Source organism: Bradyrhizobium sp. BR 1432, from assembly GCF_051547705.1.
Classification (GTDB): Bacteria; Pseudomonadota; Alphaproteobacteria; order Rhizobiales; family Xanthobacteraceae; genus Bradyrhizobium; species Bradyrhizobium zhanjiangense.
In genome coordinates this window covers 2,886,997-2,912,443 of sequence record NZ_JBPUGF010000003.1, presented here as the reverse complement: position 1 = coordinate 2,912,443, position 25,447 = coordinate 2,886,997, and the positions used below count along the sequence as shown (strand labels likewise).

Here is a 25,447-nt window from a genome sequence, read left to right as displayed (position 1 = left end):
CCTCCCCTGGAGGGGGAGGGTCGATCGCGCGGAGCGCGAGCGGGGTGGGGTGATCTCTCCACTCGGGCACTGCATCGGTGGAGAGACCGTCACCCCACCCCGACTCACATTTCGCTGCGCTCAATGTGAGCCGACCCTCCCCCTCCAGGGGAGGGTGGCAGCGTGCCGCCGCACTATCGCCGCCGGTCGCTCTTCTGCTTCCTGAACCGCACGCTCTGGCCGTCGGGCATGCGCGTCGCCACGAAGCCGGCGGCGAGGCAGGCTTCGCGTTGCGGCATCTGGATGTCGGGGCTGCGCAGGCTGTCCCACCAGGAGGCACGATGCGCCGCGCGCGGCAGGGCCGCGCCGATGATCTCCTCGATCTGCTCGAAGCTCAGCACCAACTCGTCCTGCTTCTGCCGCATCAGATCGTCGCGCAACGCGCCGTAGTCGTTCACAATCGTCCTCTCGTCCCGCTTGCATGAGGCTGCCCAAAACCGTGCGCCGCATAAACCGATTCTTAACTCATTGCGGCAGCGCCGTCCCGCCTTAAACACTACTCAAGCTTTCGGGCGCATCCACTAGGATCGGGAGCGAGCGATGCTGTCTGGATGGCGCGAAGTCACGGCCCGCCGGCCGTGGCGGATTTCGGCGAAGCTGCTGATCATCTCGTCGGTGGTGACGGTGATCGGCTTCTCCGCCATTTGCGTCAACGTGATGCTGGACATGCGCCGCGGCGAGGAGGCGCTCGCCCGCCAGACGCTGGAGAATTTGGCGACGACCATCGAGTCCGACGTCAACCGCAACATCGAGATCTACGACCTGTCACTGAAGGCGGTCGCCAGCAGCATGTTGCTGCCGGAGCTCGCAACGGTGTCGAAGCCGATCCGTCAACTGATCCTGTTCGACCATGCGATAACCGCCAAGCATTTCGGCGCCATCCAGGTGTTCGATACCGAGGGCCGGCTGACCATCGACGCTTCCACGCTCGATCCGCTGCCGGAGGTCAGGAGCGAGGAGGACTATTTCAGGGTTCATCGCGACAATCCCGACATCGGGCTCTTCATCAGCCGTCCGATGCTGTTTCGCGGCGCCTATTCCATCGTGCTGAGCCGGCGCATCAGCGATACCGACGGCGGCTTCATGGGCGTCGTCGCCGGCTCGATCCGGTTCAGCTATTTCCACGAATTGTTCGAGCGGCTGAACCTCGACCGCGACGACACCATCACCGTGCTGAAGCGCGACCGCACCATCATGATGCGGCGGCCGTTCGATCTCGAAATCATCGGCAGGAATTTGAACGAGCGCCAGAACTGGAAGGCCGACAATCTCAAGGCCGGCGGATCCTACGCCGGCCAGGGTCCGGTGGACCCGACCCCGCGTCTCTACGTGCGCAGCACCGGCACGGGTCCGATGTTCGTGGTGGCAGGCAAGCCGCTGACCGCCGTGTTCGAGCTTTGGCAGAAGGAAGCCTATCGCATCGGTGCCGTGGTGCTGGCGCTGATCCTGTTCATGCTGGCCTCGACGCTGGTGCTCGCGCGCGAGATCGGCCGGCGCGCGGAGGCCGAGGGCAAGCTCGAGGAGATGGCGACGACGGACGCGCTCACCGGCCTGAAGAACCGCCGCAAGTTCGATTCCGTCATCGACGTCGAATGGCGCCGCGCCATGCGCCAGAAGACGCCGGTCGCGCTGTTGATGATCGATGCCGATCACTTCAAGGCCTACAACGACACGTTCGGCCATCAGGCCGGCGACCAGGTGCTGGTCGGCATCGCTATCTGCATCTCCGACGCGGTGAGCCGCGCCGGCGACTGCGCCGCGCGCTATGGTGGCGAGGAATTCGCCGTGCTGCTGCCGAACATTTCGGTCACCGACGCCTTCAAGGTCGCCGAGACGATCCGCCTCAAGGTGCAGGGCTGGTCCGACGATCAGGTGAGCACGACGGTCTCCTGCGGCATCGCCAGCCTGGTCCCCACCGCCGGCATGGACCCGTCGATCCTGGTCGCCGCCGCCGACAAGGCGCTCTATGCCGCGAAAGCCGGCGGGCGCAATCAGTCGGTGGTCGCGAGCCTGCCGCAGCTGTCGCTGGTGGCGTGAGGCGACTGTCATCGGCGGCGAGTAGCGTGCCTAATTCTCGTGTCGTCCTGGCCTAGTGCGCAATTGCGCACGAGGGGCCAGGACCCATTACCCCAAGAAGGAGTCGTGGCGCGAGCTGATCACCACGCGTCTTCGCCAAACGCCGTCTTGGGGTAATGGGTCCTGGATCGGCGCTGCGCTTGTCCAGGACGACGCGGAGCAGCTACTGCCCCAGATACTTTTTCATCTCGGCGATCAGCCCATCGCGCAGCTCCGGGCGCTTCATGCCGTAGGCGATGTTGGCGCGGAGGAAGCCGGGCTTGGAGCCGCAATCGTGGCGTTCGCCCTCGAACTCGACGCCGTAGAATTTTTGCGACCTGGCGAGGCCGATCATGGCGTCGGTGAGCTGGATCTCACCGCCGGCGCCGCGCTCCTGGGTTTCCAGGATCTTGAAGATCTCCGGCTGGAGGATGTAGCGGCCGGTGATCGAGAGGTTGGAGGGCGCGGTGCCCTTGGCCGGCTTCTCGACCATGCCGTCGACCTCGAACATCTTGCCGGTGCGTTTACCGACGCCGCAGATGCCGTATTGATGGGTGAGATGGTCGGGCACCGCCTCGACTGCGACCAAATTGGATTTCTCGCCGAGCGAAGCCGCCATCTCGATCATCTGCTTCAGGCAGCCGGGCGTGTTGAGCACGAGCTCGTCGGGCAGCACGACCGCGAACGGCTCGTTGCCGACGATGTCGCGCGCGCACCAGACCGCGTGGCCGAGGCCGAGCGGCGCTTGCTGGCGGGTGAAGCTGACGGCGCCGGCATCGGGCTGGTTCTGCGCCAGGATCTCCTGCTCGCCCTTCTTGCCGCGCGCAGCCAGCGTCGCGTCGAGCTCGAACATCCGGTCGAAATGATCCTCGATGACATTCTTGTTGCGGCCGGTGACGAAGATGAAGTGCTCGATGCCGGCCTCCCTCGCCTCGTCATAGACGTATTGGATCAGCGGCTTGTCGACGATGGTCAGCATTTCCTTCGGCATCGCCTTGGTGGCGGGCAGGACGGCGGGTGCCGAGGCCGGCGACGGGGAATACGGCTTTGCGAATTTTCATGGGATCGATCGAATACCTGAGGACGTGAACGGAGCAATGGCATCTTGCTAGCCTGTTTGCAGCCGCCAACAAAGGCGGATGTGGGGCCTCGCCCTGACAGAGTTAAGAAAAACGCCGTCACCAAAATTTCACCTTTGTTAAGCTATTGGCAACGCCTACCAGGCCTCCTGATGGCGGAATTTCAGGCCGACGGGTGAGAGATGATGCAATCAGTGGCACGACTGGCAGGACGGGTTGGCTCCGTGACCGCCGCGACGATGATTGCGGCGGCCTTGCTGCTGCCGGCTTGCGCGCACGCGCAAGCGCAGAACGGCCTCTCCAATCTGTTCGGCGGCATCTTCTCCGGCCCCAGTCCCGCCCCCTCGCAAGCCCCGCCCGGCAATGGCGGTGCGCAACCTTGGAGCGGCGAAGACGGCGCCTCCGGCCATCCGCTGATGACGGCGGCCGCGATCCGCGAGGCCGCCGGCAATTTCAACAATTGCGTCGCCGCGATGTGGCCCGATGCCGCACGGCGCGGCATCACGCAGGAGAATTTCCAGCGCTTCACCGCAGGTCTCAGCCCCGATTTGCGCATCATGGACCTCATGGATTCGCAGCCGGAGTTCACCAAATCGATCTGGGACTATCTCGACATCCTCGTGAACGACAACCGCCTCGCCAGGGGCCGCGAGATCCTCGCCACATACAAGGCGCAGTTCGACGCCACCGAAAAGGCCACCGGCGTCGACCGCTACATCATCGCCTCGATCTGGGGCATCGAGTCCAACTACTCGACGCAGATGGGCGACCGCAGCGTGCTGCAATCGACCGCGACGCTCGCCTGCATCGGACGTCGCCAGGCCTATTTCAAGGACGAATTCCTCTCCGCGCTGGAGATCCTCAACCGCGGCGATCTCAGGCCTGAGCAGATGCGCGGCTCCTGGGCCGGCGCCTTCGGCCCGACCCAGTTCATGCCGACCGCATTCAAACGATTTGCCGTCGATGGCGATGGCGATGGCCGGCGCGACGTCGTCGACAATCCGACCGACCTGATCGCCTCGACCGCCAACAATCTGAAGAAGGACGGCTGGCAGGCCGGCCAGACCTGGGGCTTTGAAGTCGTTTTGCCTGAGGGATTCAACTACATGCTGGCCGATCGCGCCAAGGCGATGACGATCGCGCAGTGGGAGAAGCTCGGACTCAAGCGCCCGAACAACCAGTCCTTCCCGCATCCGGCGGAGAAGGCCTATCTGCTCGCGCCGGCCGGCGCGCAGGGACCGGGCTTCCTGATGCTGCAGAATTACCGCGTCATCATGAAGTACAACCCGGCCGAGGCCTATGCGCTGGCGATCGGCCATTTCGCCGATCGCCTGCGCGGGGGGCAGCCTTTCGTGCAGCCCTGGCCGCGGCAGGAGCGGGAGCTGTCGCGCACCGAGCGGCTGGAACTGCAGCAGCTGCTGGCCCAGCGCGGCTTTTACAAGGGCACCCCGGATGGCCAGTTCGGCGGCCAGACCCGGGAGGCCCTGCGCAACTTCCAGGCCTCGATCGGGGTGCCCGCCGACGGATTTGCGTCGTCCGACGTGCTGGACCGGCTGCGCGGGCGGTAAATCGCGCCGAAAGTAACCCTGAACAGGGATTTTGGCAGGCAGCCTTGACCTGGGTGACTGTTCCCCGGTGTATGGCGGAAGAATCTGCGAGAGAATCTGCCCGTTTGGCGCCTGATTCCGTTATTATATCCAAGCCACTTCCAATCCTGTTGCGCGTGTCCGAGATCGCATGTCGAAGAAGTCCCTGTTCAAGGCGCTGACCGAGACCGGCCCGCTGATCGCGCTGGGGACGGCGCTTGCGATCCTGGTGTCGGTCGCGGGCCCGGCCTCGGCGCAGTTCTTCAACTTCCCCGGCTTCGGCGGCCCGCCGCAGCGCGCGGCCCCGCCGCCACCACGGGGCGGCGGTGGAGGTGGCTGGTTCGGCGGCGACTTCTTCGCACCATTCCAGCAGCAACAGCCGCAGGCGCCGCGCCAGGATTTCTCGCGCGCGCCGGCGCCGGCCAAGCGCGACACCATCCCCGACAAGAACGTGCTGGTGATCGGCGACGCCATGGCCGACTGGCTCGCCTATGGTCTCGAGGACGCCTACACCGAGCAGCCCGACATGGGCGTGATCCGAAAGCACAAGACCACCTCGGGCCTGATCAAGTACCAGCCGAAGGGTGAGCCGTCGGATTGGGCGGCTGCGGCGAAAGGCATCCTCGAAACCGAAAAGCCCGAAATCATCGTCGTCATGCTCGGCCTCAACGACCGCAGCGCGATCCGCGAGCCTGCGGCCGACAAGTCGGACAAGGCTTCTGACAAGGACAAGAAGAACGACAAGGGCGCGCGCGGCAAGCCAGCGGGCAAGCCCGGCGACGCCAAGCCCGACACCGCCGCCAAGCCTGAGGACAAACCCGCAGCGGATCCTGACCTGCCGCAGGATGATGCCGACAACGCCGATACGCCGGCGGCCGCCGCGCCGGAGAAGACGGCGCGCAACCCGAACGGTCTCTACGAATTCCGCGACGAGCGCTGGATCGAGCTCTACGGCAAGAAGATCGAAGAGCTGGCCAACGTCCTCAAGGCCAAGGGCGTTCCGGTGCTCTGGGTCGGCCTACCCGCCATCCGCGGGCAGAAGGGCACGGCGGACATGCTGTTCCTGGATTCCCTCTACCGTGAAGGCGCAGCCAAGGCCGGCATCACCTATGTTGATGTCTGGGACGGTTTTGTCGATGAAGCCGGCCGCTTCCTTCAGAAGGGTCCTGACTTCGAGGGCCAGATTCGCCAGCTCCGCAGCTCTGATGGCGTCTATTTCACAAAACCCGGCGCGCGCAAGCTCGCGCACTATGTCGAGCGCGAGATCACGCGCCTGCTTGCGGGCCGCTCCGGCCCGATCGCGCTGCCGAGCGAGCCGGCGACGCCCGACACCAGCGCCGAGCCCGGCAAGCCCGCGCCGCGGCCGCTGGCCGGCCCGATCGTGCCGCTGGTTGCGGCCTCGATCTCGACCGATCAATTGCTGGGCGGGCCGGGCTCGCGTCCCGCCGCCGTCGATGCGCTCGCTGCGAAGACGATGGTGAAAGGCGAGCCGCTGACGGCTCCGGCCGGCCGTGCCGATGATTATGCCTGGCCGCGCCGCGAAGTCGGCCGCGAGCAGGCCAAGGGCGATACGCCGATGGCGGCGACAACGCCTGACGGCAGCGTTGCTGCTCACGGCTCACCGGGAACGGCCGCCGCGGTCGCGCCGCCAAAACTCGCGCCGAAGAAGCCGCAGCTCCCGCCGCAGCAGCCGGCACAGGCAGCGCCGTCATTCCGGGATTTCTTCGGCTTCGGTTCGCCGCAGCCACCGCGTCAACTCGCGCCGCCCCCGGGCCCTCGCAATCCGAATATGAACCCCGCGATCCCGCGGCCGCCGGTTAATGTCGGGCGATCGGCCGAAATGTTCCGGTAATTTTTCTCTTTTGATTTGAGATGTCATTCCGGAGCGCGTAGCGCGCGCCCCGGAATGATTGGCTTGGCTGTTAGCCGTAATAGCGCCAGCGCGGCGGCGGGCGGCGCGCGGGGCGCGACATCAGAAGCGCGAGCGCGAAGCCGATGCCGCCGGCAATCAGCAGCGCGCCGAGCGGGTTGTCATGCACCTTCCGCGCAATCGCCTGCGAGCCGTCGCGGAACGTATCGCCGCTCGCCTCATAGGCATCCTTGGCGTAGCTGGTGGCCGTGTCCGCGGCTTCGCGCGCTGCGTCCTTCGCCTGGCCGTATAGATTCTGCACTGTCCCCGCGGCTTCCCGTGCCTTGCCTGAGGCCTGCGTTTTTGCGTCTCCCGCCATCTCGCCCACGGTGCCTTCCACGCCGCCCGCCATTTCCTTGGCTGATCCAATGATCCGATCCGCGTCCATGATAATCCTCCTCGGTGATCAGCCGAAGTAACCGATCAGAAGCAGCGCAGTTCCTTGCGCTTAGGAAAGTGTAGAACGCGTAGCCCGGGTGAGCGCAGCGATACCCGGGAACGCGCAAGCAAAGTCCCGGATGTCGCTTCGCTCATCCAGGCTACAAGATAAGGCCGCCATCGACGACCAACGTCTGGCCGACGATGTAGGACGACAGCGGCGAAGCCAGGAACAGCGCCGCGCCCGCCATGTCGGCCGGCGTGCCCAATCGCCGCAGCGGAATGCGCGCCAGCGCGCCTTCGAGCCGCTTGGGATTGTCGGTGGTCACCTTCGTCATCTTGGTGTCGACGAGCCCGGGCGCGATGCCGTTGACGCGGATGCCGTCCTCGGCCCAGGCCTCGCCCAGCGTGCGCGTCAATCCGACCGCGCCGGTCTTCGAGGCGTTGTAGGCGGGATTGCCCATGGTGGAATGATAGGCGGCGGTCGAGGACACCATGATCAGTGAGCCCTTCGCATCCCGCAGCATGGAATGAAACCGCGTCGCGCACGCCATCAGGCTCATCAGATTGACCTCGACGACCTTGCGAAAACCCGCCATCTCGAATTCGCCGCGGCGATAGATCACTGCGCCCTGCGCGAGCACCAGGATGTTCGAGCCGTTCGAAGGGCGGCTTGAACGCTTCGATCGCACCGGCATCGCTGACGTCGAGCTGCGCGTAGGCGAGACCCGTGAGATCGGAGCCTTCCTCGGTGGAATAGTCCGCAGGCCGAGCACGCGTGCCGCAAACCGCGACATGCGCACCCCTGGCGCGAAAGGCCTGCGCGATGCCGTTGCCGATGCCGCTGGAACCGCCGACCACCAGCACCTGCTTGCCTGAGAAATCGAGCTCGTTCATTGCGGCCTCCCTCTTGTTTTGCTTGTTTGACCTGTCTGCGGATCGATGCCAGCCTTGTCAATCATAACAAATACAAGCTGGGCGCGAGGAAGCAGCATGTCCGAATTCAAACAGCTCAGCCGGTCCGTGAAGGGCCTGACCGTCCTCGTCACCGGCGCGGCCAGCGGCATGGGACGCGCGACCGCGCGCGTGTTCGCCGCTGAGGGTGCGAACGTCGCCGTCACCGATTATGGCGAGCGCGGCGCCGATGCGGTCGCCAAGGAGATCTCGGCAAGCAGCGGGACAGCGAAGGCGTGGAAGCTCGATGTTGCCGATGCCGGCGAGATCAAGCGCGTGGTCGGCGATGTCGCGGCGCATTTCGGCGGGCTCGACATCGTCGTCAACAATGCCGGCATCTCCGTGCGTGTCGCGATCGACGACGAGACCTATGAGGACGCATGGGCCAAGGGCCTCGCCGTGATGCTGACGGCGCATCCGCGCGTCATCCGCGCAGCGCTGCCGCACCTGCGCAAGTCGAAGAGCCCGCGCATCGTCAACATCGCCTCGACCGAAGCGCTCGGCGCCACTGCATTGCATAGCCCCTATTCGGCGGCGAAGGGCGGCGTTGCGAGCCTCACCCGTTCGCTGGCCGTGGAGCTCGGCCGCGAGGGCATCACCGTCAACTGCATCTGTCCCGGTCCGATCCGCACGGCAATCACCGATCGCATCTCCGAGGAGCACAAGACGATCTACGCCAAGCGCCGCACTGCGCTCGGCCGTTACGGCGATCCTGAAGAGGTTGCGCATATGACGCTCAGCCTGTGCCTGCCGGCCGCCTCTTTCCTCACCGGCGCGGTGATCCCGGTCGACGGCGGGCTGATGGCGCGCAACGCGTAAGAGCCATGCGCGCGGCGCGTTGACATCGCCGGACGCGAGAGTCATTTTTTCGCAAACGGAGCGGGGAAACCGCTCGCAGATGCGGGAGAAAACGCCATGACGATCGCCATCCGGCAGCTTCAGAAGCATTTCGTCGGTGAGGTGTCGGGCCTCGACCTGCGAAAGCCGCTCACGCCGGAGGAGGCGCGCGAAGTCGAATCCGCCATGGACAAATACGCGGTGCTGGTCTTCCACGACCAGGACATCACCGACGAGCAGCAGATGGCGTTCGCGCTGAATTTCGGCCAGCGCGAGGATGCGCGCGGCGGCACCGTTACCAAGGAGAAGGATTATCGGCTGCAATCCGGCCTGAACGATGTCTCGAACCTCGGCAAGGACGGCAAGCCGCTGGCGAAGGACAGCCGCACGCATCTGTTCAACCTCGGCAATTGCCTGTGGCATTCCGACAGCTCGTTCCGTCCCATTCCGGCAAAGTTCTCGCTGCTGTCGGCGCGCGTGGTGAACCCGAAGGGCGGCAACACCGAATTCGCCGACATGCGCGCCGCCTATGACGCGCTCGACGACGAGACCAAGGCGGAGATCGAGGACTTCGTCTGCGAGCACTCGCTGATGTATTCGCGGGGATCGCTCGGCTTCACCGAATATACCGACGACGAGAAGGAGATGTTCAAGCCGGTGCTGCAACGTCTGGTGCGCACGCACCCCGTGCATCGCCGCAAATCGCTGTATCTCTCATCGCATGCCGGCAAGGTCGTCGGCATGAGCGTGCCGGAGGGCCGGCTGCTGCTGCGCGATCTGAACGAACACGCGACGCAAGCAGAGTTCGTCTACGTCCACAGATGGAAGCTGCATGATCTCGTGATGTGGGACAACCGCCAGACCATGCACCGCGTCCGCCGCTACGACCAGTCGCAACCGCGCGACATGCGCCGCGCGACGGTAGCCGGCACCGAGCCGACGGTGCAGCAGCAGGCGGCAGAGTAGCGCGTCACACACCACTGTCGTCCCGGCGTAGGCCCTAGGGCATGCACATATCTGGTGCGGCGGATCGACTCGGATCGGCCTGGGAGGATTCCAGAATTCAGAGTTCTGTGTGATTCGTATTGCGGCACTCCATGATTTGGACGGGGTGCCGCGATGTTGTCACGGATTGACTGGACGCTGGGCCGGTTCGGGGATCGTCGTCTCGATAAAGGGGGGCGGCGTTCGTCGAACGCATGGTTGTGGGCAAAACTGTCTGCCTTCGGCAGCTCTCCAGGGGGAACCGCGCGCTGGAAGTGCGGTTCAACCGCTTTCTTGGCCATGACAAGGTGACGGTGGAGCGGATCATCGAAAGCTGGAGCGAAAGCACGGTCGCTGCGGTAGAGGGCCGCCACGTGCTGGCCATCCAGGACACCAGCGAGATCCACTTCAACACCACACCGCAACGCCGGCGCGGGCTCGGAGAAATCGGCAAAGGCAATAACCACGGCGTGCTGCTGCATCCGCTGCTGGCTGTGGATGCCGATGACGGCAACTGTCTTGGACTTTTGAGCGGGCAGATATGGACGCGCACAGGTCGCCGCACGACCTCGCACGACGATCGGGAGTTATCGGACAAGGAATCGCAGCGCTGGATATCCACTGCCATGGCGGCCAAGCCGCTCCTCACCAAGGCCACAGCGGTGACGGTGCTGGGTGACCGCGAGAGCGATATTTTTGCCCTTTATGCCAGCTCGGCCGAGCAACACTTCCACGTCATCGCGCGCAGCATGCATGATCGCAAGCTTGCCGACCGCAGCGGCTTGTATGAGGTCAGCGATGCCATGGCCGCGGTGGATCGGCGTGCGATCCAATTGCCTGCGCGCGCCGCGCGGCCCGCCCGCCTGGCTCACCTCGAACTTCGCTTTGGCGCAATCGAGCTCGCCCGCCCACAGAGTAAGTTCCTGCGCCATCTGCCGGAAAGCTTGCCATTGGCGGTGGTCGATGTGCGCGAGATCAATGCCGAAACCGGGGTAGAGCCGCTGCACTGGCGGCTTCTCACCTCTCACGAGGTTACCGGCATCGAGGACGCCTGGCGCATCGTCCAATGGTACAAGCAACGCTGGATCATCGAGCAGTTCTTCCGCATCCTGAAGACACAAGGCTTCAAGCTCGAAGACAGCCAGATCGGAACCGCCGATCGCCTTCTCAAGCTGGTCGCGATTGCCGCTAAGGCGGCCGTCATCACAATCCAACTTCTGCAGGCCCGCAATGGCAGTCGCCAACCCATTCTCGCTGCCTTCGACAACGGCCAAATTAACGTGCTCACCGCCCTCAACCGTCAACTCGAAGCCGGGAGCAAGCGATTAAAGAACCCACATCCGCCCGATAGCCTCGCTTGGGCCGCCTGGATCATTGGTCGCCTCGGCGGCTGGGACGGCTACCCATCGTCCAAGCCGCCGGGCCCGATCACCTTCAAGAACGGCCTCGAATACTTCCACGCCGTCGCAGCAGGATGGAGCCTCAGAGATATGTGCATGCCCTAGGGCCTTCGCCGGGACGACGCTGGAGGGTGAAGCGACGGCGTCAATCACCATCGTCGTCCTGGACCAGCGAGCGGAGCGAGCGCGGATCCAGGACCCATTGCCACCGAGCGCAGTTTGACGAAGGCTGGTGGTTGCCAGCCTTCTTCAGCAACTACAGCCTGTGGTAATGGGTCCTGGCTTTCGCCAGGACGACGAGAACTACGCGTGCCCGGCCTCGTTGGAGAGCATGCCGGGATCGATGCCGATCTTCTGCAAGGCGCGGTTGTATTTGTCGTCGACGTCGTCGCCGAAGATCAAGTCAGTGTCGGCGTCGCAATGCAGCCAGCCATTGCTCTGGATCTCGGTCTCGAGCTGACCCGGCGCCCAGCCGGCATAGCCGAGCGCGAGGATGGCGTGCTTGGGGCCGGAGCCGTTGGCGATCGCGCGCAGGATGTCGACGGTCGCGGTGAGGCAGACGCCCTCGTCGATCCGCAGCGTCGCGTTCTCAATGTAGAAGTCGCTGGAATGCAGCACGAAGCCACGCCCGGTGTCGACCGGGCCGCCGCGCAGCACTTTCATGCTTTCGGCGTTTTCCGGCAGCTTGATGTGCTCGCCCTTCTTGATGATGCCGAGCTGCATCAGGAGCTCGGGGAAGTCGATGGAGCCGGCGGGGTGATTGACGATGATGCCCATCGCGCCTTCGGCAGAATGGGCACAGAGATAGATCACGGAGCGCTCGAAACGGGGATCGCCCATCACGGGCATCGCAATTAGGAGCCGGCCGTCGAGATAACCGGCCGAATTGGGGAGCGCGGGGCCTGCGCTGCGGGTGCTCTCGCCCGTCCTTTTGCCTGTAGGAGCCATGGTGAAGCACTCCGGGTTCAATTCCTATCCTGATGTCGGGCCCGACGGCTGTCAAATCAAGGCTTGCAGAGACTTGATTCAGATGCATCCATCACAAGCAATTCAATGGTTTGCCCCGGGGCCACCCTGTAAAGACGTGCCATGTCCAGCATAGTTCCCTTGCGTGCGGCGATTGGCGTCGCGACAACCCTGCTTGCGTCGTCGCTGGCCATCGCAGCCCGTGCCGACGACGCTTCGCCCTGGCAACGCGACGGACATTCCGCAGTGCGGCTGGTCGCGGGGTCACGTAGCGGCGCCGTCCTGCTTGGCGGTATCGCCTTCCAGCTCCAGCCAGGCTGGAAGACCTACTGGCGTACGCCCGGCGACTCCGGCGTTCCGCCGCGGTTCGACTTCTCCAAGTCGGACAATGTCGAGGCGGTGACGGTCATGTGGCCGGCGCCGCTGAAGTTCGACGACGGCGCGGGCGGTCATTCGATCGGCTATCGCGACCAGATCGTGCTGCCCCTGCGCATCGTCGCCAAGGCCGCCGACAAGCCGGTGACCTTGCGCGCCGAGATCAACTATGCCGTGTGCGAGAAGCTCTGCATCCCCGTCGAGGCCCGCGCCGAGCTTGGCTTCAACAGCGTCGCCTCGACCGAGGACGCCAATCTGCGCGCAGCGCTCGACACCGTGCCCAAGCCCGCCAATATCGGCGACCCCAACCCGCTCACCATCCGCGACGTCAAGCGTAACGGCGCCACCAAGGTGGTCGTCGACGTGGTCGCGCCGGCGGACGCGCGCAACGTCAATCTGTTCGTGGAAGGGCCGACGCCCGATTGGGCGCTGCCAATTCCGGCCCCGGTCCAGCCCAGCCCGGCAGATGTAAAGCGATTCTCCTTCGAGCTCGAGGGGCTGCCGCCGGGCGCCAAGCCCGACGGTGCGGCGCTGAAGTTCACGCTGATCGGGCCGGACAAGTCGTACGAGTTCAATACGAATTTGGAGTGAGCCGTCGTCCCAACCCCAGCGGTCGTCCTGGACAAGCGCAGCTCTTGGCAACGCGTAGCGTTGTCCAGGCGGAGCGCAGATCCAGGACCCATTACCCAGGGAGTAGTGGTGGCGCGAACTCATAGCCCCGAGCCTTCGTCCAACTTCTCCCTGGGGTAATGGGTCCTGGCTTTCGCCAGGACGACGTTGGGGTTGCGACAGCACTCCCACCCAACCGAATCTTAACGAATGGTTGCTGAATTCCCGGGCAGGCCGCAGCAAGCGGAACCCCCGGGGATCTCGAATTGGCCGTGATGGATGCACAACCCGCAACGACCGGACCGGCCGGGTTGATCGCGCGGCTGCGCGGCAGGCTGACGGGCGGCTCGAGCGAGGCCTCGCTGACGCGGCGGCTGGCCGGCACCATCTTCATCATCCGCGTCGTCAGCGCAGGCCTCGCCTATGTCTCGCAGGTGCTGCTCGCGCGCTGGATGGGCACGTCCGACTACGGCGTCTATGTCTATGTCTGGACCTGGGTGCTGCTGCTCGGCAGCATGATGGATTTCGGCATCTCCGCTTCCGCGCAAAAGATCATTCCGGAGTACCGCGCCCGCGGCGAGCATGCGTTGCTGCGCGGCTTTCTCTCCGGCAGCCGCTGGCTGACCTTTGCCGTCTCCGCGCTGGTGTCGCTCGGCCTCGCCGGCATCGTCAGGCTGCTTTCGCCCTGGATCGATCCGGCCGAGGTGCTGCCGCTCTATATCGGCTGCATGACGCTGCCGGCCTTCGTCGTCGCCAACACCCAGGACGGCATCGCGCGCTCGCACGACTGGATGCAGCTCGGGCTGATGCCGCAATTCATCATCCGCCAGGCGCTGATCATCGGCATCACGGCCTCTGCCTTCCTGCTCGGCTATCATCTCGGGGCGGTCGCCGCGATGATCGCGAGCCTAGGTGCCGTGTGGATCGCGATGGCCGGGCAGATGGTGGTGCTGAACCGCAAGCTCGCCGATCACATCGAGCCGGGCTCCAAGGCCTACGACATCGGCGGCTGGCTCGCCATCTCGCTGCCGATCCTGCTGGTCGAGAGCTTTTACCTGCTGCTGTCCTACACCAACGTACTGGTGCTCCAGCAGTTCCGCCCCTCCGACGAGGTCGGCGTCTATTTTGCCGTGGTCAAGACGCTGGCGCTGGTCTCCTTCATCCACTACGCGATGTCGGCGACGACCGCGCATCGCTTCGCCGAATACAACGCAAGCGGCGACAAGGCGCGGCTGTCGGCCTATGTGGCGCACGCCATCAGCTGGACGTTCTGGCCGTCGCTGGCGGCGACCATCGTGCTGCTTGCGCTCGGCAAGCCGCTGCTCTGGCTGTTCGGGCCGCAATTTGTGGTCGGCTACGACATCATGTTCGTTGCCGCGATCGGGCTGGTGGTGCGCTCCGCGATAGGGCCGGTCGAGCGGCTGCTCAACATGCTCGGCCAGCAAAGAATCTGCGCGCTCGCTTATGCGCTGGCCTTCGTGATGAACGTCGTGCTCTGCATCGCGCTGGTACCGCGCTACGGTGGCCACGGCGCCGCGGCCGCGACCTCGATCTCGCTCAGCTTCGAGACGGTGCTGCTGTTCTGGATCGTGCGGCAGCGCCTCGGCCTGCACGTGCTGGCGTTTGGAAAATAGGCCATGCGGCTATCTGCCCGTTGGGGAACGGCGGTTTCGCAAGACGCCGGTGAACAGGGCAAAATGGCTATGCATCTCCCACCTGCAGCATGATTTTTCTTATTTGATCCAAACAGTTGCATGCCGGAGAAAGTTCATTCTACGTCGTATTGCCCAACCGACGAGACCAACCTAAGATTCCCCGGACATGTTTGATCCACTCTACGTCGCCTCTGGCTTCGGCGTCGGCCTGCTGGTCGGGATGACCGGCGTAGGCGGCGGCTCGTTGATGACGCCGCTCCTGATCCTGCTGTTCGGCGTTCATCCCTCCACGGCGGTCGGGACCGACCTGCTCTATGCCGCCGCCACCAAGACCGGCGGCAGCGTGGTCCATGGCTGGTCGCGCAGCGTGCACTGGCCGGCGGTGCTGCGGCTCGCCTGCGGCAGCATTCCGGCGAGCGCGGTGACGCTGCTGGTGCTGTGGAAGCTCGACCTCAAGAGCGATACCGAGCGCAGCCTGGTCAATCTGGTGCTGTGCTTTGCGCTGATCCTGACTGCGACGTCGCTGATCTTCCGCCAGTCGATCATGGATCGCTACCGGAAACGCCTCGAGCGGATCGACGAGCGCACCACTGCAATCGCGACAGTGATCACCGGAATTGTGCTCGGCGTGCTGGTCTCGATCTCGTCGGTCGGCGCCGGTGCGGTCGGCGTCACCGTATTGCTGCTGCTCTACCCGCGCCTGCCGATGGCGACCATCGTCGGCTCCGACATCGCCCATGCCGTGCCGCTGACGCTGGTTGCCGGCATCGGACACTGGGGGCTCGGTGACGTGGACTGGGCGCTGATGGGCGTGCTGCTGATGGGCTCGCTGCCCGGCATCATCGTCGGCAGTTTCAGCGCGACGCGCGTCCCTGAAACGGTGCTGCGCCTGACGCTTGCCAGCGTGCTGTTCGTGGTCGCCGGCAAGATCATGTTTGCGGAGCTGAATTTGTCGACGGCCTTCGTGACGGCGCTGGCCTGGACGCATTGAGCGAGAGGCTGCCGCTCCGTTCTCACTTTCGTAGGGTGGGCAAAGCGAAAGCGTGCCCACCACTTCTTTCAAGCGTGGAAAAATGGTGGGCACGGCGCTGACGCGCCTTTGCCCACCCTACGGCATCGAGCGCTTACTCCGCGGTCCAGCCGCCATCGATCGAGAGATTGGTACCGGTGATCTGCGCGGCATCGTCGCTGCACAGGAACAGGGCGAGCGCGGCGACCTGATCGGAGGTGACGAACTCCTTGGTCGGCTGCGCATCGAGCAGCACGTCGTTGATGACCTGCTCGCGCGTCAGATTGCGCGCCTTCATCGTGTCGGGGATCTGCTTCTCGACCAGCGGCGTCCAGACATAGCCGGGGCTGATGCAGTTGCAGGTGATCTTGTGGGTCGCAACTTCCAGCGCCACGGTCTTGGTGAGACCGGCGATGCCGTGCTTGGCCGAGACATAGGCCGACTTGAAGGGCGAGGCAACGAGCGAGTGCGCCGACGCCGTGTTGATGATGCGGCCCCAGCCCTTCTTCTTCATGCCGGGCACGGCAGCACGGATGGCATGGAAGGCCGAGGACAGGTTGATGGCGATGATCTGGTCCCACTTCTCGAGCGGAAACTCCTCGATCGGCGAGACGAACTGGATGCCGGCATTGTTGACGAGGATATCGACCGAACCGAGCGTCTTCTCGCCGAGCGCGATCATCCCGGCGACCTCGGCGGGCTTGGTCATGTCGGCGGGCGAGTAGATCGCCTTGACCTTGAAATCGGACTCGATCTTGGCGCGTTCCTTCTCGATGTCCTCGGGCGAGCCGAAGCCGTTGATGACCACGTTGGCGCCGGCGGCGGCGAAGGCGCGTGCGTAAGCGAGCCCGATGCCGCTGGTCGATCCGGTCACGACGGCGTTCTTGCCTGACAGACTACCCATTTCATTCGCTCCTTTTTGCCGGGGGTGCGGTGACGTCCCCCGTGAGATCGTAGGTCACCATGGTCTCGCCGGACTGCGGCTTCTCGAGCCAGTCCTTGTGGCGCATCGACAGATGCACGTCGCGCACACCGGCTTCCCAATGCTCGACCATGGCGACATGCGAGAAGTCGTAGTCCTTGGACGAGGATTCGTAGTTCTTGCTGCGGTAGATCAGGTGCACCACCGTGACGGTGCTTTCGCGCGCCGCTTTCGCGAGGAATTCGACGGAGGGATCGTTCTTGAGATAATCCGGCAACTTGCTGATGAGATCGCGCACCGCCCGGCGGGCGTTGTGCAGCTGCTTGTTCTTGTCGGTGTTCATCCGCGTGCGGCTGGAATAGCGGATGTCCTTCTCGCGCTCGGCGGCCTCGAGCAGCGAGGTCGGCAAATCGCCGCGCGCGGAAAACAAATCGACCTGGAAGATCAGCATGTCGCGGGCGAGCTCGGCATCGAGCACGTAATCGAGCGGCGTGTTGGAGGCGATACCGCCGTCCCAATAGTGCTCGCCATCGATGATCACGGACGGAAAGCCCGGCGGCAGCGCGCCGGACGCCATGATGTGCTCGGGGCCGATTCTCTTGCCGAGCTTCTTGAACTCGTAATTGTCGAAATATTTGAAGTTGCCGGAGGTGACGCCGACCGCACCGATCGACAGACGCGTCTTCACATCGTTGATGCGGTCGAAATCGACCAGACGCTCCAGCGTCTTCTTCAGCGGCGCGGTGTCGTAATAGCTCTCCGCCTCAGGGTGGCCCGGCGGCCACAGCGGCGCCGGTGGAACGCGCGGCACGAAGAAACCGGGCACGCCGAAGGTCGCGATCAGCGCTGCGCTCGTCGAGTTGAACAGCTCGCGGCTGTGATCGCTCTTGCCGATCGGCTTCCACGGCACCGGCGCCGACACCATCTCCCAGAATTCCTTCAGCCGCTCGACGCGGGTGCGGCCCTCGTTGCCGGCGATGATGGCGGCGTTAATCGCTCCGATGGAGATGCCGGCGACCCATTCCGGCTCGAAGCCGTGGCCGCACAGCGCCTGGAAGGCGCCGGCCTGGTACGAGCCGAGCGCACCACCGCCCTGGAGGACCAGGACGCGTTGCGCATTCGCGGGGATGCTGGCGGAGTCCGGACTATGATCTGTCATGAGGGAACAATAGCAAAAGGCGAGCCACCGTGGCGACAGTCCGCCGCGGCGTCAATGCATCCCGGGATCAAGTCTGGCTTATCGCGGGTCCGTCGAAGCCAGGATCATGGTCCAGAACACCTTGTATTTGGTGCCGGGAGCATAGCCCGCCGCAATGCCCAATTTTGTGACACCGCCCTTGAGCATGTTGGCGCGGTGGGGCGGCGAGTCGCGCCAGCCGGAAAACGCTTCCGCCAGCGTGTGATAGCCGGCCGAGACGTTCTCGACCGCCACGGTCGCGGGATAGCCACCGCCGGCGAGCCGCTTGGCGAGTGGCGCGCGAACGTCATGGTCCATCTTGTTGGCGGCCGCCATGGCCTGGGACTGGGATCGGCGAGCAGCATCAAATCGGGATCGATCATGACGGTACCGAGCCCGTTGTTCTGGCGGTATTGCGAGATCATCACGGCGGCCGCCTGCGCATCGAGCTTGGCGCCCGGGACCGCCATGTCGGTATACATGGACGGCTGCTGGACCGGGGCTTCGTTGCCGGCGCAGCCGGCCAAAAGCAAAGTGATTGATATTGCGGCCGCAGCGCGCATGAATCAGGCCCCCAAATGAGGGGCCGTTGTTGCATACCAACCGTGGCTGAAAGGTGAATTTTGAGGAAAATCTGCTCGGTGTCATTCCGGGTCTGGTCCTTCGGGCCATCCCGGAATGACGGGATGTCAGCCCGCAAATATCCGGTAGCGGCGCGGTTCGAGCCCGATCGTGTCGCCGGCGCGCAGTTCCCTGTCGCGGGGTGCGTCGATCTCGATGGTCTCGCCGCCTGACAGCGCGACCTCGGCGCGCTGCACGGGGCCGAAATTGCGGACATGCTGAACCGCGCCCTCGAAGGCGCCGGAGCCGGGCGGGCCGACCAGCATGTCATGTCGCCGCACGAACAGTTTTGACGCGCCAGGCGCAAGCCCATCCGCAGCAAGCCGCAGCGGCCGGTCGCCAAGCCTGATCACGCCGCCGCCCACTTCGACCGGGAGCTCGATGCATTCGCCGATGAAGCCGTGGACGAAGGCGGTCGCCGGGCTTTCATAGACGTCGTCGGGCGAGCCGATCTGCTCGATCCGGCCCTTGTCCATCACCACGACGCGATTGGCGACCTCAAGCGCCTCCTCTTGGTCGTGGGTGACGAAGATCGAGGTGACGTTGATCTCGTGGTGCAGCGAGCGCAGCCATCGGCGCAGCTCTTTGCGCACCTTGGCATCGAGCGCACCGAAGGGCTCATCGAGCAAGAGGATGCGCGGCTCGATCGCGAGGGCGCGGGCGAGCGCGATGCGCTGGCGCTGACCGCCGGAAAGCTGGCTCGGATAGCGGTCGGCGAGCCAGTCGAGCTGCACGAGATCGAGCAGCTCCTTCACCCGCGCACGGATCGTGGCCTCGTCTTTCCGGACAGCGCGTGGCTGCACGCGCAGGCCGAAGGCGACGTTCTCGAACACGGTCATGTGGCGGAATAGCGCGTAGTGCTGGAACACGAAGCCCACATGCCGTTCGCGCGCGCCCTGCGCCAGCGCGTCCTCGCCGTTGAAGGAGACGTCGCCAGCGTCGGGCCAGTCGAGGCCGGCGATGATCCGCAGCAGCGTGGTCTTGCCGGAGCCTGATGGCCCGAGCAGCGCGACCAGCTCGCCATTGTCGACCTTGAGATCGACGCCGTCGAGGGCTTTGAAGCTGCCGAACTTCTTGACGAGATTCCTGACTTCAATGGTCACGGGCGTCTTGTCCTTCGTCCAGATGACGTTCGAGAACAGTTTTTGCGATCAGCGTGATCAGCGCCAGCATCGCCAGCAGCGAGGCGATCGCGAAGGCGGCGACGAACTGGTACTCGTTGTAGAGGATCTCGACCAGGAGCGGCATGGTGTTGGTCTCGCCGCGGATGTGACCGGAAACGACCGAGACCGCGCCGAACTCACCCATCGCGCGCGCGTTACAGAGCAGCACGCCATAGAGCACGCCCCATTTGATGTTCGGCAGCGTGACGCGGAAGAAGGTTTGCAGGCCCGAGGCGCCGAGCGAGATCGCCGCTTCCTCCTCCTGCGTGCCCTGCTCCTGCATCAGCGGGATCAGCGCGCGCGCCACGAAGGGGAAGGTCACGAAGGTGGTGGCGAGCGCAATGCCGGGCACCGCGAACAGGATCTGGATGTCGTGCTCGCGCAGCCAGGTACCGAAATAGCCCTGCGCGCCGAACAGCAGCACGAAGACTAGGCCCGAGATCACCGGGCTCACCGAGAACGGCAGGTCGATCAGCGTGATCAGGAAGGTCTTGCCCTTGAAGTCGAACTTGGCGATGGCCCAGGCCGCGATGAGACCAAAGACAAGATTGAGGCCGACCGAGATCGCGGCGACCAGCAGCGTCAGCCTGATCGCAGCCAGCGCCTCCGGCTCGGCCAGCGCGGCGAGATAGGCGAGGATTCCTTTCGAGAACGCCTGGGCGAACACCACGACGAGCGGCAGCACGACGAAGACGGTGAGGAAGATCATCGCCAGCGCGATGATGGTGATGCGCACCGCCCTGGGTTCGGTACGCAGGCTGTCGCGCGCCGCGGCCGCATGCGCGCGTGCGCGCGCATCGGGCGAGACCAGCGAAGCGGATTCTGCGATCTGCAACGTCATCGCATCCCCCTCAACGCTCCGGGATCCGGCTCCGCGCCCAGCGCTGGAGCCGGTTGACGGCAAAGATGATGACGAAGGAGACGACGAGCATGACCACCGCGATCGCGGTCGCGTCGGCGTAGCGGAATTCGGACAGCCGGATCACAATCAGCAGCGGCGCGATCTCGGAGACATTGGGCAGATTGCCGGCGATGAAGATCACCGAGCCATATTCACCGACCGCACGCGCGAAGGCGAGCGCAAGGCCGGTGAGCAGCGCCGGTGCGAGCGACGGCAGGATCACGCGGATAATGGTCTGCCAGCGGTTGGCGCCCAGGCTGCCCGCGGCCTCCTCGATCTCGGGGTCGAGATCCTGGAGCACCGGCTGCACCGTGCGCACCACGAAGGGAATGCCGATGAAGATCATGGCGACGAAGATGCCGACCGGCGTGAACGCGACCTTGATGCCGAGCGCCGCGAGTGGCGCCCCTAACCAGCCCTTCTCGGCGAACAGCGCGGTCAACGCGACGCCGGCGACCGCGGTGGGGAGCGCGAAGGGCACGTCGACGATGGCATCGAACAGCCGCCGGCCGGGAAAGCGATAGCGCACCAGCGCCCAGACGATGATGCTGCCCATCACCAGATTGACGCAGGCCGCGGCGAAGGCGAGGCCAAAGGAGACGCGGAGCGCGTTCAGCGTGCGGCGGCTGGAAACGATGTTCCAGAACTGTTCCGGGCTCAGCTCGAGCGATCTCAGGAACAGACCGGCGAGCGGAATCAGGATGATGACGGACAGCCAGGAAAGCGTCAGTCCCATGGTGAGACCGAAGCCCGGCAATGTCCGGCGTCGTACTGCGAGTGCGCTCACCAGGCCCCCTGCTAAAAGCCCCCTAAAGACAACGCCCGATCAGTTCTTGTAGATCTGATCAAAGACGCCGCCGTCTGCAAAATGTTCCCGCTGCGCCTTGGTCCAGCCGCCAAAGACGTCGTCGATCGTGAACAGCTCGACCTTGGCGAAGGCGCTTTCGTGCTTCTTGGCGATTTCGGGATCGCGCGGGCGGTAGAAATTGCGCGCGGCGATCTCCTGCCCCTCTTTGGTGTACCAATATTGGAGATAGGCATCGGCGGCGTTGCGGGTGCCTTTTTTGTCGGCAACCTTGTCGACGATGGCGACCGGGGGTTCGGCGAGAATAGATTGCGGCGGCGCCACGATCTCGAACTTGTTCGCGCCGAACTCCTTCAGCGCGAGGAACGCCTCGTTCTCCCAGGCGAGCAACACGTCGCCGACGCCGCGCTCGACGAAGGTCACGGTGGCGCCACGTGCGCCGGTATCGAGCACCGGCACCTGCTGATAAAGCCTTCCGATGAAGTCCTTGGCCTTGTCGGCCGAGCCGAACTTCTTCTGCGCAAAACCCCACGCCGCGAGATAATTCCAGCGCGCGCCACCTGATGTCTTCGGGTTCGGCGTGATCACGGCGACGCCCGGCTTGATCAAATCGTCCCAGTCCTTGATGGCCTTGGGGTTGCCCTTGCGCACCAGGAAGACGATGGTCGAGGTATAGGGTGATGAATTCTGCGGCAGCCGCTTCTGCCAATCGGCTGTGGTGAGGCCCTTGGCGGCGATGGCGTCGATGTCATAGGCGAGCGCGAGCGTCACCACATCGGCCTGCAATCCGTCGATCACCGCGCGCGCCTGCGAACCACTGCCGCCATGCGACTGCTTGATCTCGACGCTCTTGCCGGTTTCCTTCTGATAGGCGTTCGCGAACGCCTTATTGAATTCGGCATAGAGCTCGCGCGTCGGATCGTACGACACGTTCAGCAGATTGATGTCAGCGGCGAGAGCCGAGCTTGCCCAGAGAAGTCCTGCAGCGAGCGGAACGATACGGCGCATCATGTCCATCTCCATTCACTTCGGTGACGTCGGTGTCAGCGAAGGCGTGCAGGCATAACTCGGGTCGAAACGCTCTTAAGTCAACGGAACCGGATTTTCTTGTTCGCAGCGTGGCAGCGTAACCGTGCTACGAAGCCTTCATCGTGTGAATGCCGCATTCTGTCTTGGCCCGGCCGCGCCAGCGACCGGCGCGAGAGTCCTCGCCTTCGGCCGTTCTGCTCGTGCAAGGCATACACCCAACCGACAGGAAACCGGAGGCGACAAGAGGGTGACGCGGCAATTTGGCGCGGACGAACATTGCCTCGAGTTCCTCGCGCGAGACATTGGCGAAGGGATTGAACTTCAACCGTGCGCCGTCGTCCTCGACGACCGGAATGTCGGCGCGTGCGTTGCCCTGGAAACGCTTGCGGCCGTTGAGCCAGGCAGAGAACGGCTTGAGCGCACGCGCCAGCGGCTCCACCTTGCGGATGCGGCGGCAGGCGTCGGGATCGGAGAACCAGAGGTCGCGGTCGGGATCGTCGCGCGATAGTGTTTCCTCGGCCGGCTTGATCGAACGGACGTCCTTCAGGCCCAGCGTCGCGATCAAAGTGTCGCGATAGGCGAGCGTCTCTTCGAACAACCAGCCAGTGTCGAGAAAGATCACCGGGATCGCCGGGTCGACGTCCGCCATCACCTTGAGCAGCGTCGCCGATTCCGTACCGAAGGACGACACCAGCGCGAGCTTGTCGCGGCCGACCGTCCTCAGCGCCGCGGCGATGACCTCCGCGGGCGAGGCATCGCGTAAGCTCCGATCGAGCTCGTCCGCCGGGGGCAGCGCAGAGATGGACGAAACCTGAGGCGCGATCGCGTTCACGTGCCGACACCTTCGGAATGGCGCAACTGCATGCGCCGGTGCAGCGCCGTGATGCGGCCGTCGCCGGTCGGCTGGTAGAACACCGAATAGCGCTTGGCGGTCTGCATGAAGGCTTCCGCGTCGGCCTGCTTTTTGACCTCGAAGGCATCGAAGCCGGCGCGCAGCATGAATACGAACTGGTCGCGCAGCACCTGGCCGGTGGCACGCAATTCGCCGCGGTAATTGTAGCGCTCGCGCAGCAGCCGGGCCTGGCTGTAGGCACGGCCGTCGCGGAAAGTCGGAAACACCAGCGCGACCGTGGCGACCTTGCCGAGATAGGGCACGAGCTCGGCGATGTCGCGATTGTTGGGCCAGATCACGCCGACCTTGCCGGCGCGCTTGAGCAGGCCTTCCGCCTCACCGAGGAAACGTTCGGCCGGCACCAGGATGTCGCCGCTCTCGGGCAGCGGCGTATCGACGGCAAGCTTGACGAAGCTGTCGTCGACGATCTTTCCGCCGTTAACGAGTGGCATAGACGCGCTCCTTGAAGGGTTCGACGCCGAGGCGTTTCACCGTGTCCATGAACAGCTCTTCGGGCCGCTCGCGCAGCGCCAGATAAGCTTCCACGATGTCCTCGACGACGTCGGCGACCTCGTCGAACTTCACGCCCGGGCCGATCAGGGTGCCGAGCGCTGCGTTCTCGTCGGCGCGGCCGCCGATGGTGATCTGGTAGACCTCCTCGCCATTCTTCTCGACGCCGAGAATGCCGATGTGGCCGACATGGTGATGGCCACAGGCATTGATGCAGCCGGAGATGTTGATGTGAAGACGGCCGATCAGGTTGGCGAGCTCGTGATTGGCGAACCGCCGCGTCAGCTCCTGCGCAATCGGGATCGAGCGCGCATTCGCCAGCGAGCAATAGTCGAGACCCGGGCAGGCGATGATGTCGGTGATCAGATTGACGTTGGGCGTCGCCAGCCCAAGCTTGTCGAGCGCTTTCCAGAGCGCCGGCAGGTCGCGCTTGGCAACGTGCGGCAGCGCCAGGTTCTGCTCGTGGCCGACGCGAATCTCGCCGAAGGAATATTTGTCGGCGAGGTCGGCCAGCGCGTCCATCTGCTCAGCGGTAGCATCACCCGGAGGCCCACCGGTCGGCTTCAGCGAGATCGTGACGATCGAATAGCCCTGCACCTTGTGCGGGGCCACCGAGTTCTTGCGCCACGCCTCGAAATCCGGATCGGCCGCGGCCTGCCGCAGCTCGTCCGGCATGTGCGGCAGCTTCTCGTAGGCGGGATAGGTGAAGCGCGAACGGATGTCCTCGATCACCTCGTCGTCGATCTGGAGCGAGGAACTGCGGATGTGCTGCCACTCGTCCTCGACCTCGCGGGAGAATTTTTCGATGCCGAGCTCGTGCACCAGGATTTTGATGCGCGCCTTGTAGATGTTGTCGCGGCGGCCGTACTGATTGTAGACGCGCAGGATCGCCTCGATATAGCTGAGGATGTCGCGGCCATGCACGAAGTGCTTGATGGTCTTGGCGATGAACGGCGTGCGGCCGAGGCCACCTCCGACCAGCACTTCGAAGCCGGTCTCGCCCTTCTCATTCTTGATCAGCCGGAGGCCGATGTCGTGGATCTTGATCGCGGCGCGGTCGTGATCGGACGCGGTGATCGCGATCTTGAACTTGCGCGGCAGGAACGAGAATTCCGGATGCAGCGTGGTGTGCTGGCGGATCAGCTCCGACCAGATGCGGGGATCCTCGATCTCACCGGGCGCGACGCCGGCCCACTGGTCCGAGGTGACGTTGCGCATGTTGTTGCCGGAGGTCTGCATCGCGTGGATGCCGACCTTGGCGAGATCGGCCAGCGCATCCGGCAGCTCGGCGAGCTTGATCCAGTTGAACTGGATGTTCTGCCGCGTGGTGAAATGGCCATAGCCGCGGTCATATTTGCGCGCGACATGAGCGAGCGCCCGCAGCTGGTTGGTCGCCAACGTGCCGTAGGGGATCGCGACCCGGAACATGTAGGCGTGCAGCTGCAGATAGACGCCGTTCTGGAGCCGCAGGATCTTGAACTCGTCCTCGGTGAGCTCGCCGGAGAGGCGCCGCTTCACCTGGTCGCGGAACTCCGAGACGCGCTCGTTGACGAGCGTGCGGTCGATTTCGTCGTAAGCATACATAAGAAAGC

The 25,447-nt window shown here is 64.5% G+C and carries 22 protein-coding genes and 3 pseudogenes; 10 read left to right on the top strand and 15 right to left on the bottom strand.

The features are described from left to right. Positions 1-173: 173 nt before the first annotated feature. Positions 174-437 carry a DUF7662 domain-containing protein gene (locus ACSKB8_RS13860; protein WP_438104673.1) on the bottom strand — a complete coding sequence of 88 codons (264 nt, stop codon included), beginning with the start codon at positions 435-437 and terminating at the stop codon, positions 174-176. Positions 438-579: 142 nt separating this feature from the next. On the opposite strand from ACSKB8_RS13860, the gene ACSKB8_RS13855 reads away from it, so the two are divergent. After that, on the top strand, positions 580-2,076 hold the full coding sequence (locus ACSKB8_RS13855; RefSeq protein WP_438104672.1) for a sensor domain-containing diguanylate cyclase: 1,497 nt from the start codon (positions 580-582) through the stop codon (positions 2,074-2,076). 202 nt (positions 2,077-2,278) lie between these two features. Here ACSKB8_RS13855 and ACSKB8_RS13850 read toward each other — a convergent pair. Then, a pseudogene (locus tag ACSKB8_RS13850) lies at positions 2,279-3,155 on the bottom strand (UTP--glucose-1-phosphate uridylyltransferase). 200 nt (positions 3,156-3,355) lie between these two features. Between ACSKB8_RS13850 and ACSKB8_RS13845 the strand changes: the two are divergent. Beyond that, positions 3,356-4,741: a lytic murein transglycosylase gene (locus tag ACSKB8_RS13845; RefSeq protein WP_438104670.1), complete on the top strand. Its 1,386-nt coding sequence runs from the start codon at positions 3,356-3,358 to the stop codon at positions 4,739-4,741. Positions 4,742-4,910: 169 nt separating this feature from the next. After that, on the top strand, positions 4,911-6,611 hold the full coding sequence (locus ACSKB8_RS13840) for an SGNH/GDSL hydrolase family protein (protein ID WP_438104669.1): 1,701 nt from the start codon (positions 4,911-4,913) through the stop codon (positions 6,609-6,611). 70 nt (positions 6,612-6,681) lie between these two features. On the opposite strand, the gene ACSKB8_RS13835 is transcribed toward ACSKB8_RS13840, so the two are convergent. Both ACSKB8_RS13835 and ACSKB8_RS13830 read right to left on the bottom strand, forming a co-directional pair. Next, complete coding sequence (locus tag ACSKB8_RS13835; RefSeq protein ID WP_091881369.1) at positions 6,682-7,056, bottom strand: CsbD family protein; 375 nt, start codon at positions 7,054-7,056, stop codon at positions 6,682-6,684. A 151-nt stretch (positions 7,057-7,207) separates the two neighbouring features. Then, positions 7,208-7,943, bottom strand: a pseudogene (locus ACSKB8_RS13830) (SDR family NAD(P)-dependent oxidoreductase). 96 nt (positions 7,944-8,039) lie between these two features. On the opposite strand from ACSKB8_RS13830, the gene ACSKB8_RS13825 reads away from it, so the two are divergent. From ACSKB8_RS13825 to ACSKB8_RS13815, 3 genes are all read left to right on the top strand, one after another. Further along, positions 8,040-8,819 carry an SDR family NAD(P)-dependent oxidoreductase gene (locus ACSKB8_RS13825; RefSeq protein ID WP_438104667.1) on the top strand — a complete coding sequence of 260 codons (780 nt, stop codon included), beginning with the start codon at positions 8,040-8,042 and terminating at the stop codon, positions 8,817-8,819. Positions 8,820-8,915: 96 nt separating this feature from the next. Beyond that, on the top strand, positions 8,916-9,803 hold the full coding sequence (locus ACSKB8_RS13820; protein ID WP_438104665.1) for a TauD/TfdA dioxygenase family protein: 888 nt from the start codon (positions 8,916-8,918) through the stop codon (positions 9,801-9,803). 233 nt (positions 9,804-10,036) lie between these two features. After that, positions 10,037-11,326 carry an IS4 family transposase gene (locus ACSKB8_RS13815; RefSeq protein ID WP_438103448.1) on the top strand — a complete coding sequence of 430 codons (1,290 nt, stop codon included), beginning with the start codon at positions 10,037-10,039 and terminating at the stop codon, positions 11,324-11,326. Positions 11,327-11,524: 198 nt separating this feature from the next. Here the strand turns inward: ACSKB8_RS13815 and ACSKB8_RS13810 are convergent, their stop codons facing one another. Continuing rightward, positions 11,525-12,169 (bottom strand): YqgE/AlgH family protein, encoded by a 645-nt coding sequence (locus ACSKB8_RS13810; protein ID WP_091881355.1) that lies wholly within the window; start codon positions 12,167-12,169, stop codon positions 11,525-11,527. Between the two features lie 141 nt (positions 12,170-12,310). On the opposite strand from ACSKB8_RS13810, the gene ACSKB8_RS13805 reads away from it, so the two are divergent. The 3 genes from ACSKB8_RS13805 to ACSKB8_RS13795 all read left to right on the top strand — a co-directional run bounded on the left by ACSKB8_RS13805 (position 12,311) and on the right by ACSKB8_RS13795 (position 15,817). Then, entirely contained in the window at positions 12,311-13,153 is an 843-nt protein-coding gene (locus ACSKB8_RS13805) for a protein-disulfide reductase DsbD domain-containing protein (protein WP_438104663.1), read from the top strand. A 284-nt stretch (positions 13,154-13,437) separates the two neighbouring features. Continuing rightward, the gene (locus tag ACSKB8_RS13800; RefSeq protein WP_438104661.1) at positions 13,438-14,805 is read left to right on the top strand and encodes an oligosaccharide flippase family protein; all 1,368 of its coding nucleotides are present in this window, start codon (positions 13,438-13,440) and stop codon (positions 14,803-14,805) included. A gap of 187 nt (positions 14,806-14,992) precedes the next feature. Further along, complete coding sequence (locus tag ACSKB8_RS13795; RefSeq protein ID WP_438104659.1) at positions 14,993-15,817, top strand: sulfite exporter TauE/SafE family protein; 825 nt, start codon at positions 14,993-14,995, stop codon at positions 15,815-15,817. 133 nt (positions 15,818-15,950) lie between these two features. On the opposite strand, the gene ACSKB8_RS13790 is transcribed toward ACSKB8_RS13795, so the two are convergent. The 3 genes and pseudogenes from ACSKB8_RS13790 to ACSKB8_RS13780 all read right to left on the bottom strand — a co-directional run bounded on the left by ACSKB8_RS13790 (position 15,951) and on the right by ACSKB8_RS13780 (position 18,404). Then, on the bottom strand, positions 15,951-16,739 hold the full coding sequence (locus tag ACSKB8_RS13790) for a 3-hydroxybutyrate dehydrogenase (RefSeq protein ID WP_438104658.1): 789 nt from the start codon (positions 16,737-16,739) through the stop codon (positions 15,951-15,953). 1 nt (position 16,740) lies between these two features. Next, a complete protein-coding gene (locus tag ACSKB8_RS13785) occupies positions 16,741-17,916 on the bottom strand; it encodes a DUF3734 domain-containing protein (protein WP_438104656.1) in 1,176 nt (391 codons plus the stop codon). A 78-nt stretch (positions 17,917-17,994) separates the two neighbouring features. Further along, a pseudogene (locus ACSKB8_RS13780) lies at positions 17,995-18,404 on the bottom strand (CAP domain-containing protein). On the opposite strand from ACSKB8_RS13780, the gene ACSKB8_RS13775 reads away from it, so the two are divergent. After that, on the top strand, positions 18,316-18,516 hold the full coding sequence (locus ACSKB8_RS13775; protein ID WP_438110885.1) for a hypothetical protein: 201 nt from the start codon (positions 18,316-18,318) through the stop codon (positions 18,514-18,516). The pseudogene ACSKB8_RS13780 and the gene ACSKB8_RS13775 overlap by 89 nt on opposite strands. 107 nt (positions 18,517-18,623) lie before the next feature. On the opposite strand, the gene ACSKB8_RS13770 is transcribed toward ACSKB8_RS13775, so the two are convergent. From ACSKB8_RS13770 to ACSKB8_RS13740, 7 genes are all read right to left on the bottom strand, one after another. Continuing rightward, a complete protein-coding gene (locus tag ACSKB8_RS13770) occupies positions 18,624-19,658 on the bottom strand; it encodes a sulfate/molybdate ABC transporter ATP-binding protein (protein WP_438104654.1) in 1,035 nt (344 codons plus the stop codon). Further along, on the bottom strand, positions 19,648-20,559 hold the full coding sequence (gene cysW / locus ACSKB8_RS13765) for a sulfate ABC transporter permease subunit CysW (RefSeq protein WP_438104652.1): 912 nt from the start codon (positions 20,557-20,559) through the stop codon (positions 19,648-19,650). Before cysW ends, ACSKB8_RS13770 begins: the two co-directional genes overlap by 11 nt. Before the next feature lie 10 nt (positions 20,560-20,569). Continuing rightward, entirely contained in the window at positions 20,570-21,406 is an 837-nt protein-coding gene (cysT, locus tag ACSKB8_RS13760; protein ID WP_438104650.1) for a sulfate ABC transporter permease subunit CysT, read from the bottom strand. Positions 21,407-21,445: 39 nt separating this feature from the next. Continuing rightward, positions 21,446-22,447, bottom strand: a complete 1,002-nt coding sequence (locus ACSKB8_RS13755; RefSeq protein WP_438104648.1) for a sulfate ABC transporter substrate-binding protein — start codon at positions 22,445-22,447, stop codon at positions 21,446-21,448. A 112-nt stretch (positions 22,448-22,559) separates the two neighbouring features. Continuing rightward, positions 22,560-23,285: a phosphoadenylyl-sulfate reductase gene (locus ACSKB8_RS13750; protein WP_438104646.1), complete on the bottom strand. Its 726-nt coding sequence runs from the start codon at positions 23,283-23,285 to the stop codon at positions 22,560-22,562. After that, positions 23,282-23,797: a DUF934 domain-containing protein gene (locus ACSKB8_RS13745; RefSeq protein ID WP_438104645.1), complete on the bottom strand. Its 516-nt coding sequence runs from the start codon at positions 23,795-23,797 to the stop codon at positions 23,282-23,284. Before ACSKB8_RS13745 ends, ACSKB8_RS13750 begins: the two co-directional genes overlap by 4 nt. Beyond that, a complete protein-coding gene (locus ACSKB8_RS13740) occupies positions 23,784-25,439 on the bottom strand; it encodes a nitrite/sulfite reductase (RefSeq protein ID WP_438104643.1) in 1,656 nt (551 codons plus the stop codon). The genes ACSKB8_RS13745 and ACSKB8_RS13740 overlap by 14 nt, the downstream gene beginning before the upstream one ends. Positions 25,440-25,447: the final 8 nt, after the last annotated feature.